Here is a 14,453-nt window from a genome sequence, read left to right on the forward strand (position 1 = left end):
AAGAACACCGGTGACAAGACCGCTGTCGAATGAAAGAATGACACCATGACTTACACGCTGGTACTGCTCCGCCACGGCGAGAGCGAATGGAACGCGAAGAACCTCTTCACAGGTTGGGTCGATGTGCCCCTGTCGGACAAGGGCCGTGCAGAAGCCACCCACGGTGGCGAACTCCTCAAGGAATCCGGCGTTCTGCCGGACCTGCTGTTCACCTCGATGCTGCGTCGCGCCATCATGACGGCGAATCTCGCCCTCGACGCCGCTGACCGCCACTGGATCCCCGTCGAGCGCAACTGGCGCCTCAATGAGCGCCACTACGGTGCCCTCCAGGGCAAGAATAAGAAGGAGATCCGCGACGAGTACGGCGAAGAACAGTTCATGCAATGGCGCCGCTCCTACGACGTGCCGCCGCCCGTGATCGAGGCTGGTTCGGAGTTCTCCCAGGACGCTGATCCCCGCTACACGGGTGAGCCGATCCCGGCGACCGAGTGCCTTAAGGACGTCCTCGAACGCATGCTCCCCTATTGGGAAGGCACGATCGTCCCGGCGATCACAACCGGCAAGACCGTTATGATCGCTGCGCACGGCAACTCGCTGCGCGCCATCGTCAAGCACCTCGATGACATCTCCGATGATGACATTGCGGGCGTCAACATCCCCACCGGCATTCCGCTCGTCTACGAGCTCGACGAGGAGACTCTCAAGCCCGTGAAGAAGGGCGGCACCTATCTGGATCCCGAGGCTGAGGCGAAGATCGCCGCCGTCGCGAACCAGGGCAAGTGAGCCATTCTCGCTGAAACTGCGGTATGGGGGTGGCCCCGACTATCGGTCGGGGCCACCCCCATACCGCAGTTGTGCTGCACCGGTACTATACTCGCGGGATGATCGCTGAGAATCCCGAGACGCTCATCGGGTTGACGGTCGTCACCGACTTGAGCCGGGCGGATATGGAAACCGTTCACCGATGGTTGACGGGTGACACCTATTGGGGTGCGGGCAGGAGCCTCGAGCAGACCCTGACTGCTGGCGACCACTCGTTGAACTTCGGCCTGCGCGACGGCGACGGCGCCCTGTGCGGGTATGCCCGAGTCGTCACCGATTACGCCCACTTCGCCTGGCTTGCCGACGTCTACGTCCTTCCAGCGCTGCGGGGATGCGGTGCGGGTAGGCGGCTCATCGCCGCGGTCATCGAGACACTGAGGAGAATGGAACTCAACCTGGTGCTCCTGGCGACCAACGACGCCCATGGTTTCTACGAAGGATTCGGTTTCGCTCCCCTCGCCGACCCGGGGCGCTTCATGGCGGCGCGACTGCGCCCGCCCCGTTGACGATATCCTCGAGTCACCCCTTCCCCTTTCTGGGGCGCGCGAAGGTTCCGCTCCGATCCGCTGCGAGGTCTCGTCGGCCGGGTGCCGTCTGAGAAGAGGTTTCTCGACTCCGGGCGGGCCATATAGGTCGTGAATGGTAGAATGAGATTTGCTATTCGCATAGTTCAGGGAGTCCGCTCATGTCCTTCGCCATCGGTCAGACGGTTGTTTATCCTCACCACGGTGCCGCCACGATCGAAGAGATCTCCACCCGCACGGTTCGGGGCGAAGACGTCACCTATCTGACCCTGCGAGTCAATCAGGGCGACCTTACCATTCAGGTCCCCGCGGGAAACGTCGACCTCGTCGGAGTGCGCGACGTCGTCGATGAGGACGGCCTCGAAGAGGTCCTATCCGTCCTGCGCGCCCCCTACATCGAAGAGCCGACGAACTGGTCGCGCCGCTACAAAGCGAACCAGGAAAAACTCTCGACCGGTGACATCGTCAAGGTCTCAGAAGTGGTCCGCGACCTCACCCGTCGTGACGATCAGAAGAAGCTCTCGACCGGGGAGAAGCGGATGCTGACGAAGGCCCGCCAGATCCTCACCTCTGAACTCGCTCTCGCGCGCAATATCGACAAGGCGGCTGCGGCCGCCAGGCTTGACGAGGTCCTCGCAGAGGGGTACGTGCCCTTCGACGACGACGCAATCGACGAGTGACATGGCGGCGTTCGCCGTACTGACAGCCGCAGGATCGGGCACCAGGCTCGGATGCTCGGGCCCCAAGGCCCTCGTCGGCGTCGCGGGCGTCCCGATGGTTGTGCGTGCTGCGCGCGGCCTCGTCGATGCGGGAATCGCCGGGATCATCATCACCGCCCCCTCCGACCATCTTTACGACTTCACCCGGCTATTCCCCGGCGCAGTGCTGAACGGGGTCCCCATCCGCGTCGTCGCGGGCTCATCTGCATCCCGCCAGGCCTCCGTCGCCCTCGGAATGGCGCAACTGCCCGCATTGGCAGCGGATACGGGGGAGGGCCTCGATGCCACGACCCCCGTCCTCGTCCACGATGCCGCACGCTGCCTCACGCCCACCAGCGTGATCCGCCGGGTCGTCAACGCCGTCGAATCCGGCCTCGTCGCCGTCATCCCCGTCCTGCCCGTCACCGATACCCTCAAAGAGGTCGGGGAGCCCCTCACGGTCTCCGATATCCGCATGCGCCCCGTCCTGGCGACTCCCGACAGGCTCACCATGGTCGCAGTGCAGACCCCTCAGGGATTCGCATGGTCCATTCTCAAGAAGGCACATGCGGCGGCCGAGGCCCGCTCCGCATCGGAATCAACCGCAGCGACCGACGACGCGGGACTCGTCGAGGACCTTGGGGAACAGGTCGTCGTCGTCGACGGCGACGCGCTGTGCCTCAAGATCACGACCGCACTCGACTTGGGGCTGGCCGAGCATCTCATCGCCAATACTGAACGGGCGGGCGCTTAAGCGTCGTTGAGTCGACGCTTGCGGGTGAGGACGACCGCTACAGCGCCTGCAACTCCGATCGCTCCAACGAGGGCGGAGTAGGAGCCTCATCCTTTGAGCCGCTCGGGCGCGGCGTGATCGAGCCGGTCGCAAGATCGAGGAGAGAGTGGTGCTCGTCTGCGAGGGCGAAATCCTTGATGACGAAGGATTGGACGGACGCAGTGAAACGCGAATGCGGAAGAAACTGACACGGCGAAGCTCTTTGCATCCTTTGCAAACTCGAAGCTCTCGTTCATACTGATGCGCCGTCCCCCGCTCAGCGTCGTCTCAATGCTCTTCCCGGAGGTGAGAGTCTCGCTCAGCAACTTCGGGTACTCTCGCCATAGCGGTTGCCGAGTTCAACCTTCACATATGCGGACAGTGTGAGATCGGCTGACTTGAGGGAGACCCTGTGATCGCCTGACTCGGTGTTCACTATGTCGAATTCGACGATCGGTGAGGCAAGGGCTCGTGGCGCGTAGTCCAGACGAGTGTTCTCCGACCGATTGACGCGTTCGGCAAGATCCGGGGGATGCCCATTCGACGTACGGCGCGTGAGTGTGCCCATCGCCGTGATAGCTTTACGATGAGCTCGCACTTGCGGGCCTTGGACATCCCAAGGAGTGTACGCCTTGTCCAACACACAGGTCGGCGCCGTCGGCGCACCCAAGATCCTCACCCGGCCCATCATCGAATGGGCGATGTGGGACTGGGGGTCAGCAGCATTCAACGCGGTCGCCACAACCTTCGTGTTCTCCGTCTACCTGACGGGGACCGATAGATTCGCCCCTGGAGACGAGGCCTCCGTTCATCTGACAACCGGTATGACTATTGCGGGTCTCGTCATCGCCCTCCTCGCTCCGATCACCGGCCAGAGGGCCGACCGGCGCGGCAAGGGAGGCGTGTGGCTCGGATGGTTCACTGCAATGGTCGTCGTGTGCTGCGCATCGATGTTCTTCGTCGCACCCGAATCTCCGTTTGGGCGCAGCGGGGCGATGTGGCTCGGCATCGTCCTTCTCGGCTTGGGCAATATCTTCTTCGAATTCGCATCCGTCAACTACAACGCGATGCTCAACCACCTCACGACGAAGGAGAACATGGGGCGAGTTTCTGGACTGGGATGGGGCGCCGGATACGTCGGTGGCATCGTCCTCCTCCTGATCCTCTACGTCGGCCTCATCGGCCCGAATCTCTTCGGCGTCCCCACCGACAACGGTATGGCCGTCCGCATCTCCATGGTGATTGCTGCTCTTTGGTTCGCCCTGTCAGCAGCCCCCGTCATTATGCGTCCGCCGACACCGTCCGTGATCCGCCACGAGGGCGATGCGCGCGAGACTCTGTGGGACTCCTACCGGCTCTTGTGGGGCACAGTGAAATCCCTCGCCGCAGAAGCACCCCACACGCTGTTCTTCCTCATCGCCTCCGCAGTCTTCCGCGATGGATTGGCGGGTGTCTTCACCTTCGGAGCGATCCTCGCGGGCACCGCCTTCGGCTTCTCCGCCGGCTCCGTCATGATCTTCGCTATCGCTGCGAATATCGTTGCGGGGATCGCGACCATCAGCTTCGGCGCCCTTGACGACCGATTCGGGCCCAAGAAGGTCATCATCTTCTCACTCGCCTCCATGGTCGTAGCGGGACTGGGGGTGTTCTTCCTCCACTCCCATGGTCAGATCGTGTTCTGGACGCTCGGCCTCATCCTGTGCATCTTCGTCGGGCCCACCCAATCCGCCTCCCGCTCCTTCCTCGGGCGCATGATCCCCAAGGGGCGCGAGGGCGAGGTCTACGGGCTGTACGCCACCACCGGGCGCGCGGTCTCCTTCGTCGCACCCGCCATGTACGGGCTGTTCCTGCGCATAGGCAAAACGGTGACAGAAGAGGGCCAAGATTACACCTACTGGGGGATCCTCGGCATCATCCTCGTGCTATTGGTCGGCCTCGTCCTCACGATCCCTGTGAAGGCGGAACAGGCCCACCTCGACCACTTCGACGACTGACAATCGGCCGCGCGCCGGGCCTCACTGATCCTCCCGCGATGCGGGGGAGCGCAGCACGAGCAGCGCATCCGCCCGTCTGCCGGCCTCGTGTTCGCCAGAAGCGGGAACTTCCCTCCACCGATCCTCGCCCACCTCGATCTGCCACCGGGGAGTCACGAAGGATAAAGCGGCGAGGAGCTCCGCTGCCGTATACGTGGTCCCATGGTTGGAATGCCACGGCGGATTTACCGCGTGCACGGCGATCATGAGGCGACCGCCCGGTGCGAGGCGCTCGACCTGACGGGCGAGGAGTCCGGGAAGGGTTGGGCCGTCGCCCTCGTCATTGCAGTGGACGAATGAGGCGCAGATGAGGTCGAACTCGCCGTCAATGTCGACGTTGGACGCGTCGCCGACGATTCCCGTCAAGCGCGGGCGCAACCCCTCAAGGCGGGCCGTTTCGCACATGCGGCTGATCGCCGTCACTGAGTAGTCGATACCGACGCCCTCCCATCCGCGCGAGACGAGCCAGAGAAGATCCGCTCCCTCGCCGCAGCCGATGTCGAGAACCCTGCCCGGGGTCCATGATTCAGTGACCGTGGCGAGCCATTCATTCGGCTCGTTCGACCACAGTCGCCGAGTCGAGGAGTAGCGCTCCTCCCAGCGGTCCGGGCCGTCAGCCTGCGGAGGAATGTCGTTCGTAGAACTCATAAGGGCACACTAAGCGGTGGTGGAGTGACGCGCTAGACATGACGCATCACGAAACGATCAAGAGAATGCCCAGTCAGCCGATGCGGACGACGAGGGCGGCCGCACTCGCCGCGAGACCATCCCCGCGCCCCGTGAACCCCAGACCATCAGTCGTCGTCGCACTCACCTGCACCGGTGCTCCGACGATCTCGCTCATTCGCGCGCGCGCCTCGGGCAGTCGCGTCGCCATACGGGGTCGATTCCCGATCACCTGCACCGTCGCATTGCCGACCTGCCAGCCCGCCTCGGCGGCCATGCGCACCACTTCTTTGAGGAAATCCTCCCCCGATGCATTCGCCCACTCAGGGCGGGACGTCCCGAAGACGCTGCCCATCTCACCCAATCCAGTCGCCGCGAGGATCGCATCGCACACTGCGTGTGCGGCGACATCCCCGTCGGAGTGTCCCGACAGCGGGGTTTCGCCCGGCCATGCGAGGCAGGCGAGCATCAACGAACCGGTTTCGGGATCGTCCTCGTCGGTGACGAAGGCATGGACGTCGATCGCCTGACCGACGCGGAAGGGGATCGGGGAGTCGCTGTAGTCGCTCATGGCGTCAGCCTAGCGAGTGCGGGGCTCCCAATTGTTCTCACACTACGAGAGGGAGGGGGTCAGGGCGACGAGTCCCAGGCCGGAGACTCCTACGAGGAGGTCGTCGAAAACGAGAGTCGGTTCTGACAACTTTCGGGTTTTCTTCACATCGACAAGGGAGCCTGTCGCCGAATCGGCAAAGAACGGATGCCGCTCGAAATCGTAAAACCCTAACCCGATCGAACGATCCGTTGAGAGCACGAAGCCTTCAAGTTCAACAGTGCATTCGCCGTCATAACCGTAGGACAGCGAGTAATCGGAGTTGATGCCCTCTATCGAAATCTTCTGGTTGTTCATAACCATGTCCTCACAATTCTCACCGGTGAAGCCGACGAGTCCATCACCCCAGGTGCGCACTTCATCGCGCCATTGTCGGCCGATTTCTTCGATAGTGGGGCGCCGCGGTCCGAGGACGGGCCGGGGTCCGCGCGTGACACGGCGGTAGTCGATGTCGAAGGTTTCGATGAGTGAGCCATCCGGGGCGAGTAGGCTCATAGAATCCTTCTCGCCGGGGATGACGGCCCACCCATCCGACGCTGCAATGATGGGTCCTTCAGAGTCCAGATAGGCGTAGTCGGGCTTGACCTCGAAGGAAGAGGTCTCACCGGTGCGGATATTGAAAAGGAGCATCATGTCAGCTGAATAGTCCGTGACAATCGTCCACTGATCGTCTCCCTCGCCGACAATGTCGTCACTCAGAGAGGCTCTGGTGGGTAACCGTCTCTGCCACAATTGTTCAGTCGGTGATGCCCAACCGGTGCACAGTCCATCCCAATCACATGCGATCGCCATATCGCCGACAATTTTGACGCGTGTATCCGCACTCCACGGAGACACGATGCGTGCGCCAGTCTCAATGTCGATGAGGTATCCATCGAGGAGGAGCAGATCCCCCCACAAAGACAGCTCATTCGAGGAGTAGATGACTATGTCCGCACTGAGTCGCCACAATTCCTGCGGGGTTGCTCCCGCAACGTCATACGCGACGAGTTGCGGCAATGCGCTGCCATCGCTCGAGACGACGATCAGTGTCGTACCGTTGGCGATTGAAGCAAAAGTGGATGTCGGCCGATCTGAATCGAGGGGGATCGGGAGTGTCCAGGCGACTGCGACTCCGTGTGACCAATCGGATGAGGGATGTCCTGTCGACGCCGTAGTACCCGAGTATCCGACAGCCGCCTCCCTGTCGATGCTCGTCCATCGTGTGATGAAGGGGGTGAGGACCAGCACCGCGATGACAATGACAGCGCTCCCAACGGTGAGCCACGTACGAGGACGTCGATTCGGATGAGGTCCGGACTTTTGTGCGACCGTCGAAAAGGGGTTGACGGCGGGACTGATCTGTGAGGTCCACTGTTGCAGGGGATCCAACGGCTGGTGCGCGCCCACGAGCGGATCGGACTGCGCGTGGCCAGGATTCGGTCGAAGCGTCGGGACAGCGGGTGTGATGTCCTCCCGCTCGGGCGCAGCGCTTCCCGGATGCTCGTGCCCGACCCGCGGGGGCTCCGCGGATGGAACGGGCTGATCCGGATGGGACCAGCGTTCGTCGGCCACCGATGACGGCTCACCCGGTGTGGGAGAGAAGACCGCAGGCGGCTCGGGGAGCGGCGCAGCGATGTCATCAACGCCGTCCACAGGCGGCGCCCACTTCGAATCGTCGCTCATCGCGCCTCCATTCATCGGGTCGGACCTGGGTTCACTCACACGACCAGTATGCCGTCACCGGTGCGTTGGACGCCGCTACTGTCAGTGCTCGAACGCCGATAGGATTGAAGCGTGCGATACATCTCAACACGGCAAGATCCGGCGGTGCCCTCGCGGACTTTCTCGGACATCCTCTTGGAAGGGCTCGCCCCCGACGGGGGTCTCTACCTACCCGAGGAATACCCGCAGCTGACCCCCCAGGACCTCGCGGACCTGCGTCGCGTCTTCGTCGCCGAGGGCTATGCCGCCCTCGCCTCACGCGTCCTCGCCCTCTTCATCGACGACATCCCCGCCGCCGACCTCGAAGCGGTCACCGCTCGCGCATACTCCACCCCCGCTTTCTCACATCCCGACATCGTCCCCGTCACGCACCTGCGCGACTCCCTGTGGATCGCCCACCTGTCGAACGGCCCGACCGCCGCTTTCAAGGACATGGCGATGCAGCTGCTCGGCGAACTCTTCGAATACGAGCTCGCCCGGCGGGACGACTGGCTCACCATCGTCGGCGCCACATCGGGGGACACCGGTTCTTCCGCGGAATACGCGTTGCGGGGCAGGCCCGGCCTCGGAGTCGTCATGCTCACCCCGGCCGACCGCATGACCCCCTTCCAGAGGGCGCAGATGTTCTCCCTCATGGATGACAACATCATCAATGTCGCCGTTGACGGCGTCTTCGACGATTGCCAGGACCTCGTCAAGGCACTCAATATGGACGCCGACTTCAAAGCCGCCTGGCATATCGGAGCCGTCAACTCGATCAACTGGGCGCGCCTGCTCGCCCAAGTCGTCTACTACATCGCGACCTGGCTGAGGATCTCGACGGCGGACACGGACGCGGTGAGCGTCGTCGTCCCGTCGGGCAACTTCGGCAACGTCTGCGCCGCCCACATCGCCCGCCAGATGGGGGTGCCCCTCGACGCGCTCATCGTCGCAACGAATGAGAACGACGTCCTCGATGAATTCTTCCGCACCGGTGTCTATCGGGTGCGATCCGGCGAACAGACCCTCGCTACCTCCTCGCCGTCCATGGACATCTCCAAGGCCTCGAACTTCGAGCGATTCATCTTCGACCTCCTCGGTCGCGACGGTGGGCGCGTCGCAGAACTCTTCGGAAAGGTACTGGAGCGCGACGGCTGCTTCGACCTGTCCGACACCCCCGAATTCGCCGCCCTGAGGGAGAACTTCGGCTTCGCATCGGGGACCTCGACGCACGCCGACCGGCTCGTCGAAATCGCCCGTACTGAGACAGAAGACGGGTACCTCATCGACCCGCATACCGCCGACGGCATGCACGTGGCGCGCCAATGGGCAGCGCACGTCTCCACGCCCCTCGTCGTCATGGAGACCGCCCTGCCCGTGAAATTCGCCGAGACGATCCACGAGGCCACCGGCCACGATCCGGCTGTTCCGGAGCGCTTCGCCGACATCGGGAGCGGCCCGCAGCGCGTCGTCGAACTGCCCAACGACGTTGACGCACTCAAGACACTCATCGAATCCCGGGTCCACCCCCTCGCCTGACCCCGCCCACCCTCCCGTGAAACCCGTCCGAGTACGCGGTGGGGCGGGCGTCCTCGGCTGCGAAAGGGGCTCCGACACCGCGAACCCATGCGGCATCGCGGTCGAGGACGGGCGAGGAGAGGACGGATGGGCCCGCATCGACAACCCGCTGGCACCAGCGGCGAAGCACCTCGCGCACTTGAGCCGGCCCGGACCCCGCATCCTCCTGGGCGTCCTCGGCGCGCCGCACCTCCTCACCATCGGAGGCGGGTTCGGGCAGGGTTCCCGCCCAGGAGCGATCGACGAGGTCGAGGCCCGGCCACCACACGCCTCCGAGCTCATCGGGCACGACGATGACTCCGCTGATGACGACCATTCCGAGCAGTTCGTCCTTGCGCGCCAAACAGCGCACGTGGGTCCCCAGGGCTTGCCCGAAGAGTTCGGTCGCCAGGCCCGCGCCGAGCGCGCGAGCCGTCTCGCTCAAGGACACGAACCTTCCGCTCACATCGAGGCCGCTGCGATCGCCGCCGCGAATTTCGCCCTCGATGACCTCGAAGGGCGCGGGAACTGACTTCCACCACTCCTCCGGCGCCGCTGCGAGCGACGCCCGCACTGTTGCGCCCGCGCCCAAACGGCCGTCGTCGCGCGCCGTCGCTCCGGCGACGAGGAGTCGGCGACGCGACAGGACCCGGATCGGGGCGGACAACTCGCGCCAGACCGGCTCGACGTCGTAGGCGTTTCTCACGCTTACCGCGTCGCCGGGGCGCAGGCGCGCCACCGACCAGGTCCGCCCCGACGCGTCCGCGAAAGTCGCCTCGGCCCCGGCGAACCCCGAGGTTGCGATGACGGGTGCCGCGAAGAGCGGCGTCACAGACAGGCCCCCGACCTTGCGATAGGTCCCGCGCGCTCGGCCGAGCAGCGCCCTCGCATCCTCGTCGGGGCCGAGGTGGGACAGCAGATGCAAGTTGATGAGGGCGGAAGCGAATGCCGATGCCCGCACCTGCGGTGAGGCCGATAGGTTCTGGTAGTACGCCGTGAGCGCCCGATCCGCGGTGACGAGGCCCGCGGCTCGCAGCCCGTGGAGATCGCGGGCGAGCGCCGAACGGTGCGCCGCCCCCAGGTGCGCGGTTCCGACCTGCAGGATCGTCGCGAGGTCGGCGACGACTGCGAGGGCGGTCTCGCGCTGAGCCGCCGACACGGGAACGCTCACGGCCGGGCCCCTCCGAGCGTCGGCGCTCTCAGCTGTGGAGTCGGAGGCGCCGTCCGAAGCGGCCTCCCCGCCCTCGTCGTCCTCACATCCATCGGCGACTTCCAGGCTCAGAGCCACCACCGCGCGGTGGGCGCAGCGCGGCGCCAACAGGCAATCGCACACGATCTCGTCCTCGTCGCGCAGTACATTAACGTCGGCCATCCGCACCGTCGACGCGCCGAGAACCGTCTCAGCCCCGACCTCCACTCCGTCGGCGAGATAAGCGTCGACCCGTTGACGCACCCGCGGCGTCAACGCATCGACGATGGAGGAGAGTACCTCGGGGGCGATCCGAGTCATGAGTGCTCCCGAATGACCGTGCCCACCCATCGGGCCAGATCGAGCGGCGACACCGCCGCGACCCGCATGCCCGCGGCCGCGACCCGTGAGGCGACTCCGACGTTGTAGACGCCCGTGCCCGAATCGTTGAGAGCCGCGCACCCGAGCAGCATCACACCGGAGACGGCCAGGGCCTCGACCTCGTCCTCCAGCGCATCGAGCGGCCCGCCCTCGTCGAAATCCGACACGAGGACGAGCAGGGTGCGCCCCGGTACCCGGACCCGCGATCGGGCCACGCGAAGCGCCCCCGCGATGTCCGTTCCGCCGCCGATCTCGACCTCCACGAGCAGCGCCAAAGGGTCGTCGACCCGGCCGGAGAAGTCGATGATCTCCGTGTTGAAGGCGAGGAAGTCGACCGACAGACACGGGGACTCGGCGAGGATCGCGGCGACGAGGGCGGAGTAGACGACCGACTCCGACATCGAACCGGACACGTCGACGACGAGGATCAGACGCCAGTCGGATTCTTGGGCCTGCGCCGAATGGAACACCGGGTGAACGGGAACGACTCGGGGGCTCCCGTCGACCGGCACGACGTGGCGCAGATTCGCTCGCAGCGTCCGCGCAAGGTCGAGATCGTTCGTGTGGCGCCGCGTGGGTCGGCTCGTCGCCAGGCCCGTCAGCGCCGGGCGGAGTCTTACGGCGAGCTCCTTGGCGAGTTCGGACACAAGTCGGGCGACGAGGGGGCGCAGCTTCGCCAGGCGGGCCTCGGGCAGGGCTCCGGTCAACGACAGGGCCGTCGTCAATAGGTCGACCGAGGGGCGCACGGTGTCAGGGGAGAGGCGTTCGAGTAGGTCGGCGCGGCCTCGGGAAGCGGCCTCGCCGAAGATCTCCTCGATGTGCCCGTGACCGAAGAGCGCGTCGATCTCGGACTCCCATTGGCGCACGCCGAGCTGCGAGGGGCCCGACGCGGCGTCCCGTCTGCGCGCGTCGAGGGCGTCGGATGCGCTCCGCCCGTACAACTCGTCGAGTGCGGATGCCATGCGTCGGCCCTGCGGCGACAGGCTCGTGCGCTGCGTCCCGAGGATGAGCCGCCACCTCTCGGCCGGGCTGAAGGACGCGTCGGCGAGCCCCAGGGCCGCCAGACGCGCCCGCGCCCCCGTGTCGGCTTGTGTGATGGCGATGACCTGCTCGGCAGGAAGCTCAAGGTTGCGCGCCCGCCCCAAGTTCGGCGCGAGGTCGGCGAGCAGGCGTTCGCGAGAATCCTGGTCGAAACAGTCGAACCCGCCGCGCAGGGCCGGCAGGACCGTGACGAACTCCGCGTCGTCGACGGTGTTGATCCGATCGACGAGGGCGAGGGCGGCGGGCGCCGTGTCGAAACGGGCGCCCGCCGTGATGAGCAGGCCGACGAGCCTGCGGCGCAGGACCCGTCTGGCTTCCGGGGTGGCGGCGTTGAGCCAGGAGGCGATGCGGACCGCCGCCTCGTCCTCGTCGATGAGGAGTCCGGCGGATGCGCCCTGCATGAGGGGCGAGCCCGCGGACGTCAGGCGGTTGAGGGCCGCATGGAGCGAGAGCGGGTGGTCGGCGCCGATCCCGATGAGGGCGGCGAGGGCGGCGGCGTCGTCGGGGTCGTCGGATCCCTCGATGCCGCGGATCTCGCGGATGGCGGCGGTTCCGAACAGGTCGGCGGCGGTGGCGGCCCTCTCGCGGAGCTGAGAGTCGAGGAGAGCAGCGCCGGGAATGTCCGCGCGGGCCACGTCGCTTAGGGCGATCGCGAAGGACACGGCCTCGGCGAAGGACACGGTCGCGGTCATGCGAGTAGCGAGGTTGAGTGCTCTCTCAAGGGGTGCGGGGCAGGCGCAGGCACTGGCCTCGCGCAGGAGTCGCACGACGTCCACGGCACCCTCGACCCGCCGGGTGAGCAGCGCCGTCGACGCGATCTGCTCGACTGTGAGCCCGCGAATGGAAGCGAGTTCGATGCTCGCCTCCGTGGCGGGAGTCCACTGCACCTGCCAAGTCTGTGCAAGGGCTTGCGCTCCCCGGGTCGTGCTCCGCTCCTCGCTGTGGCCGTAGACGACTCCGCCCGCGCGCAGCCGGTGCATGAGTACGGAACGGGTGAGGTCGAGGGCGCTGCGTTCGGGTACGAGGACGAGCTCGTGGGTTCCGTCAAGGGGGAGGCGTGCCGCTTCGACCTCGGATCGCACGGCTTCGAGCAGGGGGGATGTGGGGACGGCGGGGTCGACTCGTCCCGTCCTCGTGCCGATGAGGACGCGTTCGAGGGCGTCGGCCACTGCTCTGCCCCGTCCGAGGATTTCCCCTTGGGCGAGGACGGAGGTGACCGCTTCGACGAGTTCGCGCCGTGAGGGGGCAGCCAGGTTGCGCAGGGTCGCGAGGTCGAGGGCGATGCGTGAACATTCTGCGGCTTCTGCGGGGCCTGCGGGGTGTCCGGCTTCGCGCAGCGCCCTCGTGATGGAGGTGATGACGGAGGCGACGTCGGCGCGCAGGCGCTTAGGGTCGAGGCCCGATTCGTAGACGAGTTGTTGCCAGCCGGGGTCGCGGATGCCGGATGGGTAGCCGGAACGCGAGTCGAGGTGGTCGAAGGAGTAGGCGACGAGACAGGAACGCACAGGAGCGTGCTGCGTGCGTGCAGGGAGCTTCGCAGCCTCGGAGGAGCCATGTTCCCCAAGCGGAATGTTCACAGCCACAGGGGTGCAAGATGCGGTGTCTTGTGGAAGGGGGAGAAGAGCGGGGGCGTGGAAGGCTCCGACGAGTGCGGCGACTCGGGTGCCGGACGAGATCTCGGGAGTGAGGGTGGCGCGCATCCATTGTTCGCGCTCGAGGCTGTCCTCGTCTGTTTCTGCCTCATCGACGCGCATCGCCCACCCGTGCGCGAGGGCGGCGACGCGGATCTGACCGGGGGTTGAAGAGGGTGCGCGAGCTTCGACGAGGCGATCCCAGGATTCGGCTGAATCCCCGTCCTCGGCGCGGGCCGCGGCCTCCAGGGCTCGTCGGCCTCGAGAATCGCCGGAGGCGGGAGCCGGGCCCTGGCTGCCCTTGGCCTCCTCACGGGGGTCGCTCTCTTCCCGGAGTGCGCCGAACTCCATCTCATGATCGGCTGCTCCGGCTGGTGTCTCTCCTGCTCGTGGGCCCGTTGGCGTCTCCCCACTTGGTGTTTCTCCAGCTCTCGGGCCCACGCCTGCCGAGGTCTTCTCCCCCCGAGCCGCAATGGGCCGGTCAATGCACAGGACCCGTACCCCGCGCGCCGCGGCCCAGCGCAAAGCCGCGAGTTCGGGTGAGAAGTCCGCGAACGGGTAGAAGCTGAGATCCTCGCCGCGACTGAATGCGAGAGCAACCGGGGCGACGGTGTTCGCGCTGGTCAGCCAGGGGATCCATTCATCTGCCTCAGCAGGCAGTTCGATAGCGAGCACATCGGGTGCGAAGTCGTCGAGCATCGCGGGGATACTCGCGGCCAGCGCAGGGGAGTGATGGCGCACACCGATGAGGAAGGGGTCGCGGCATGCCGCGAGCGCCGACACCTGTTCGCGCGCATCGACCTCGTTCCTCATGTTCCCACATTCCATCGCTGTGTTGTGTGATTC

The 14,453-nt window shown here is 65.7% G+C and carries 12 protein-coding genes; 6 read left to right on the forward strand and 6 right to left on the reverse strand.

Going from position 1 to position 14,453, the window contains the following annotated elements; all coding sequences use genetic code 11:
- Window positions 1-45: 45 nt before the first annotated feature.
- The 4 genes from BQ7471_RS09780 to BQ7471_RS09795 all read left to right on the forward strand — a co-directional run bounded on the left by BQ7471_RS09780 (window position 46) and on the right by BQ7471_RS09795 (window position 2,798).
- Window positions 46-783 carry a phosphoglyceromutase gene (locus BQ7471_RS09780; protein WP_076465877.1) on the forward strand — a complete coding sequence of 246 codons (738 nt, stop codon included), beginning with the start codon at window positions 46-48 and terminating at the stop codon, window positions 781-783.
- Between the two features lie 98 nt (window positions 784-881).
- Window positions 882-1,328, forward strand: a complete 447-nt coding sequence (locus BQ7471_RS09785; RefSeq protein ID WP_076465878.1) for a GNAT family N-acetyltransferase — start codon at window positions 882-884, stop codon at window positions 1,326-1,328.
- Between the two features lie 179 nt (window positions 1,329-1,507).
- Window positions 1,508-2,026: a CarD family transcriptional regulator gene (locus BQ7471_RS09790; protein ID WP_076465880.1), complete on the forward strand. Its 519-nt coding sequence runs from the start codon at window positions 1,508-1,510 to the stop codon at window positions 2,024-2,026.
- 1 nt (window position 2,027) lies between these two features.
- A complete protein-coding gene (locus tag BQ7471_RS09795; protein ID WP_076465882.1) occupies window positions 2,028-2,798 on the forward strand; it encodes an IspD/TarI family cytidylyltransferase in 771 nt (256 codons plus the stop codon).
- Window positions 2,799-2,835: 37 nt separating this feature from the next.
- Here BQ7471_RS09795 and BQ7471_RS09800 read toward each other — a convergent pair whose 3' ends face one another.
- Window positions 2,836-3,045 (reverse strand): hypothetical protein, encoded by a 210-nt coding sequence (locus BQ7471_RS09800; protein ID WP_076465883.1) that lies wholly within the window; start codon window positions 3,043-3,045, stop codon window positions 2,836-2,838.
- Between the two features lie 472 nt (window positions 3,046-3,517).
- Between BQ7471_RS09800 and BQ7471_RS09810 the strand changes: the two genes are divergently transcribed.
- The gene (locus BQ7471_RS09810; protein WP_129583456.1) at window positions 3,518-4,810 is read left to right on the forward strand and encodes an MFS transporter; all 1,293 of its coding nucleotides are present in this window, start codon (window positions 3,518-3,520) and stop codon (window positions 4,808-4,810) included.
- A gap of 21 nt (window positions 4,811-4,831) precedes the next feature.
- Here BQ7471_RS09810 and BQ7471_RS09815 read toward each other — a convergent pair whose 3' ends face one another.
- The 3 genes from BQ7471_RS09815 to BQ7471_RS09825 form a co-directional block, all read right to left on the reverse strand.
- A complete protein-coding gene (locus BQ7471_RS09815; protein ID WP_076465887.1) occupies window positions 4,832-5,497 on the reverse strand; it encodes a class I SAM-dependent methyltransferase in 666 nt (221 codons plus the stop codon).
- Window positions 5,498-5,570: 73 nt separating this feature from the next.
- Window positions 5,571-6,086: a 2-C-methyl-D-erythritol 2,4-cyclodiphosphate synthase gene (gene ispF, locus BQ7471_RS09820; protein WP_076465888.1), complete on the reverse strand. Its 516-nt coding sequence runs from the start codon at window positions 6,084-6,086 to the stop codon at window positions 5,571-5,573.
- Window positions 6,087-6,128: 42 nt separating this feature from the next.
- Window positions 6,129-7,829: a hypothetical protein gene (locus BQ7471_RS09825; protein WP_205408290.1), complete on the reverse strand. Its 1,701-nt coding sequence runs from the start codon at window positions 7,827-7,829 to the stop codon at window positions 6,129-6,131.
- Between the two features lie 72 nt (window positions 7,830-7,901).
- Between BQ7471_RS09825 and thrC the strand changes: the two genes are divergently transcribed.
- Window positions 7,902-9,347 (forward strand): threonine synthase, encoded by a 1,446-nt coding sequence (thrC, locus tag BQ7471_RS09830; RefSeq protein ID WP_076465891.1) that lies wholly within the window; start codon window positions 7,902-7,904, stop codon window positions 9,345-9,347.
- Here the strand turns inward: thrC and BQ7471_RS09835 are convergent.
- Together BQ7471_RS09835 and BQ7471_RS09840 are read right to left on the reverse strand one after the other, a co-directional pair.
- Complete coding sequence (locus BQ7471_RS09835) at window positions 9,316-10,875, reverse strand: hypothetical protein (protein WP_076465893.1); 1,560 nt, start codon at window positions 10,873-10,875, stop codon at window positions 9,316-9,318. The genes thrC and BQ7471_RS09835 overlap by 32 nt on opposite strands.
- A complete protein-coding gene (locus BQ7471_RS09840) occupies window positions 10,872-14,420 on the reverse strand; it encodes a DUF5682 family protein (protein WP_076465894.1) in 3,549 nt (1,182 codons plus the stop codon). The genes BQ7471_RS09835 and BQ7471_RS09840 overlap by 4 nt, the downstream gene beginning before the upstream one ends.
- Window positions 14,421-14,453 lie beyond the last annotated feature (33 nt).

The organism is Actinomyces mediterranea, assembly GCF_900155595.1.
Classification (GTDB): Bacteria; Actinomycetota; Actinomycetes; order Actinomycetales; family Actinomycetaceae; genus Pauljensenia; species Pauljensenia mediterranea.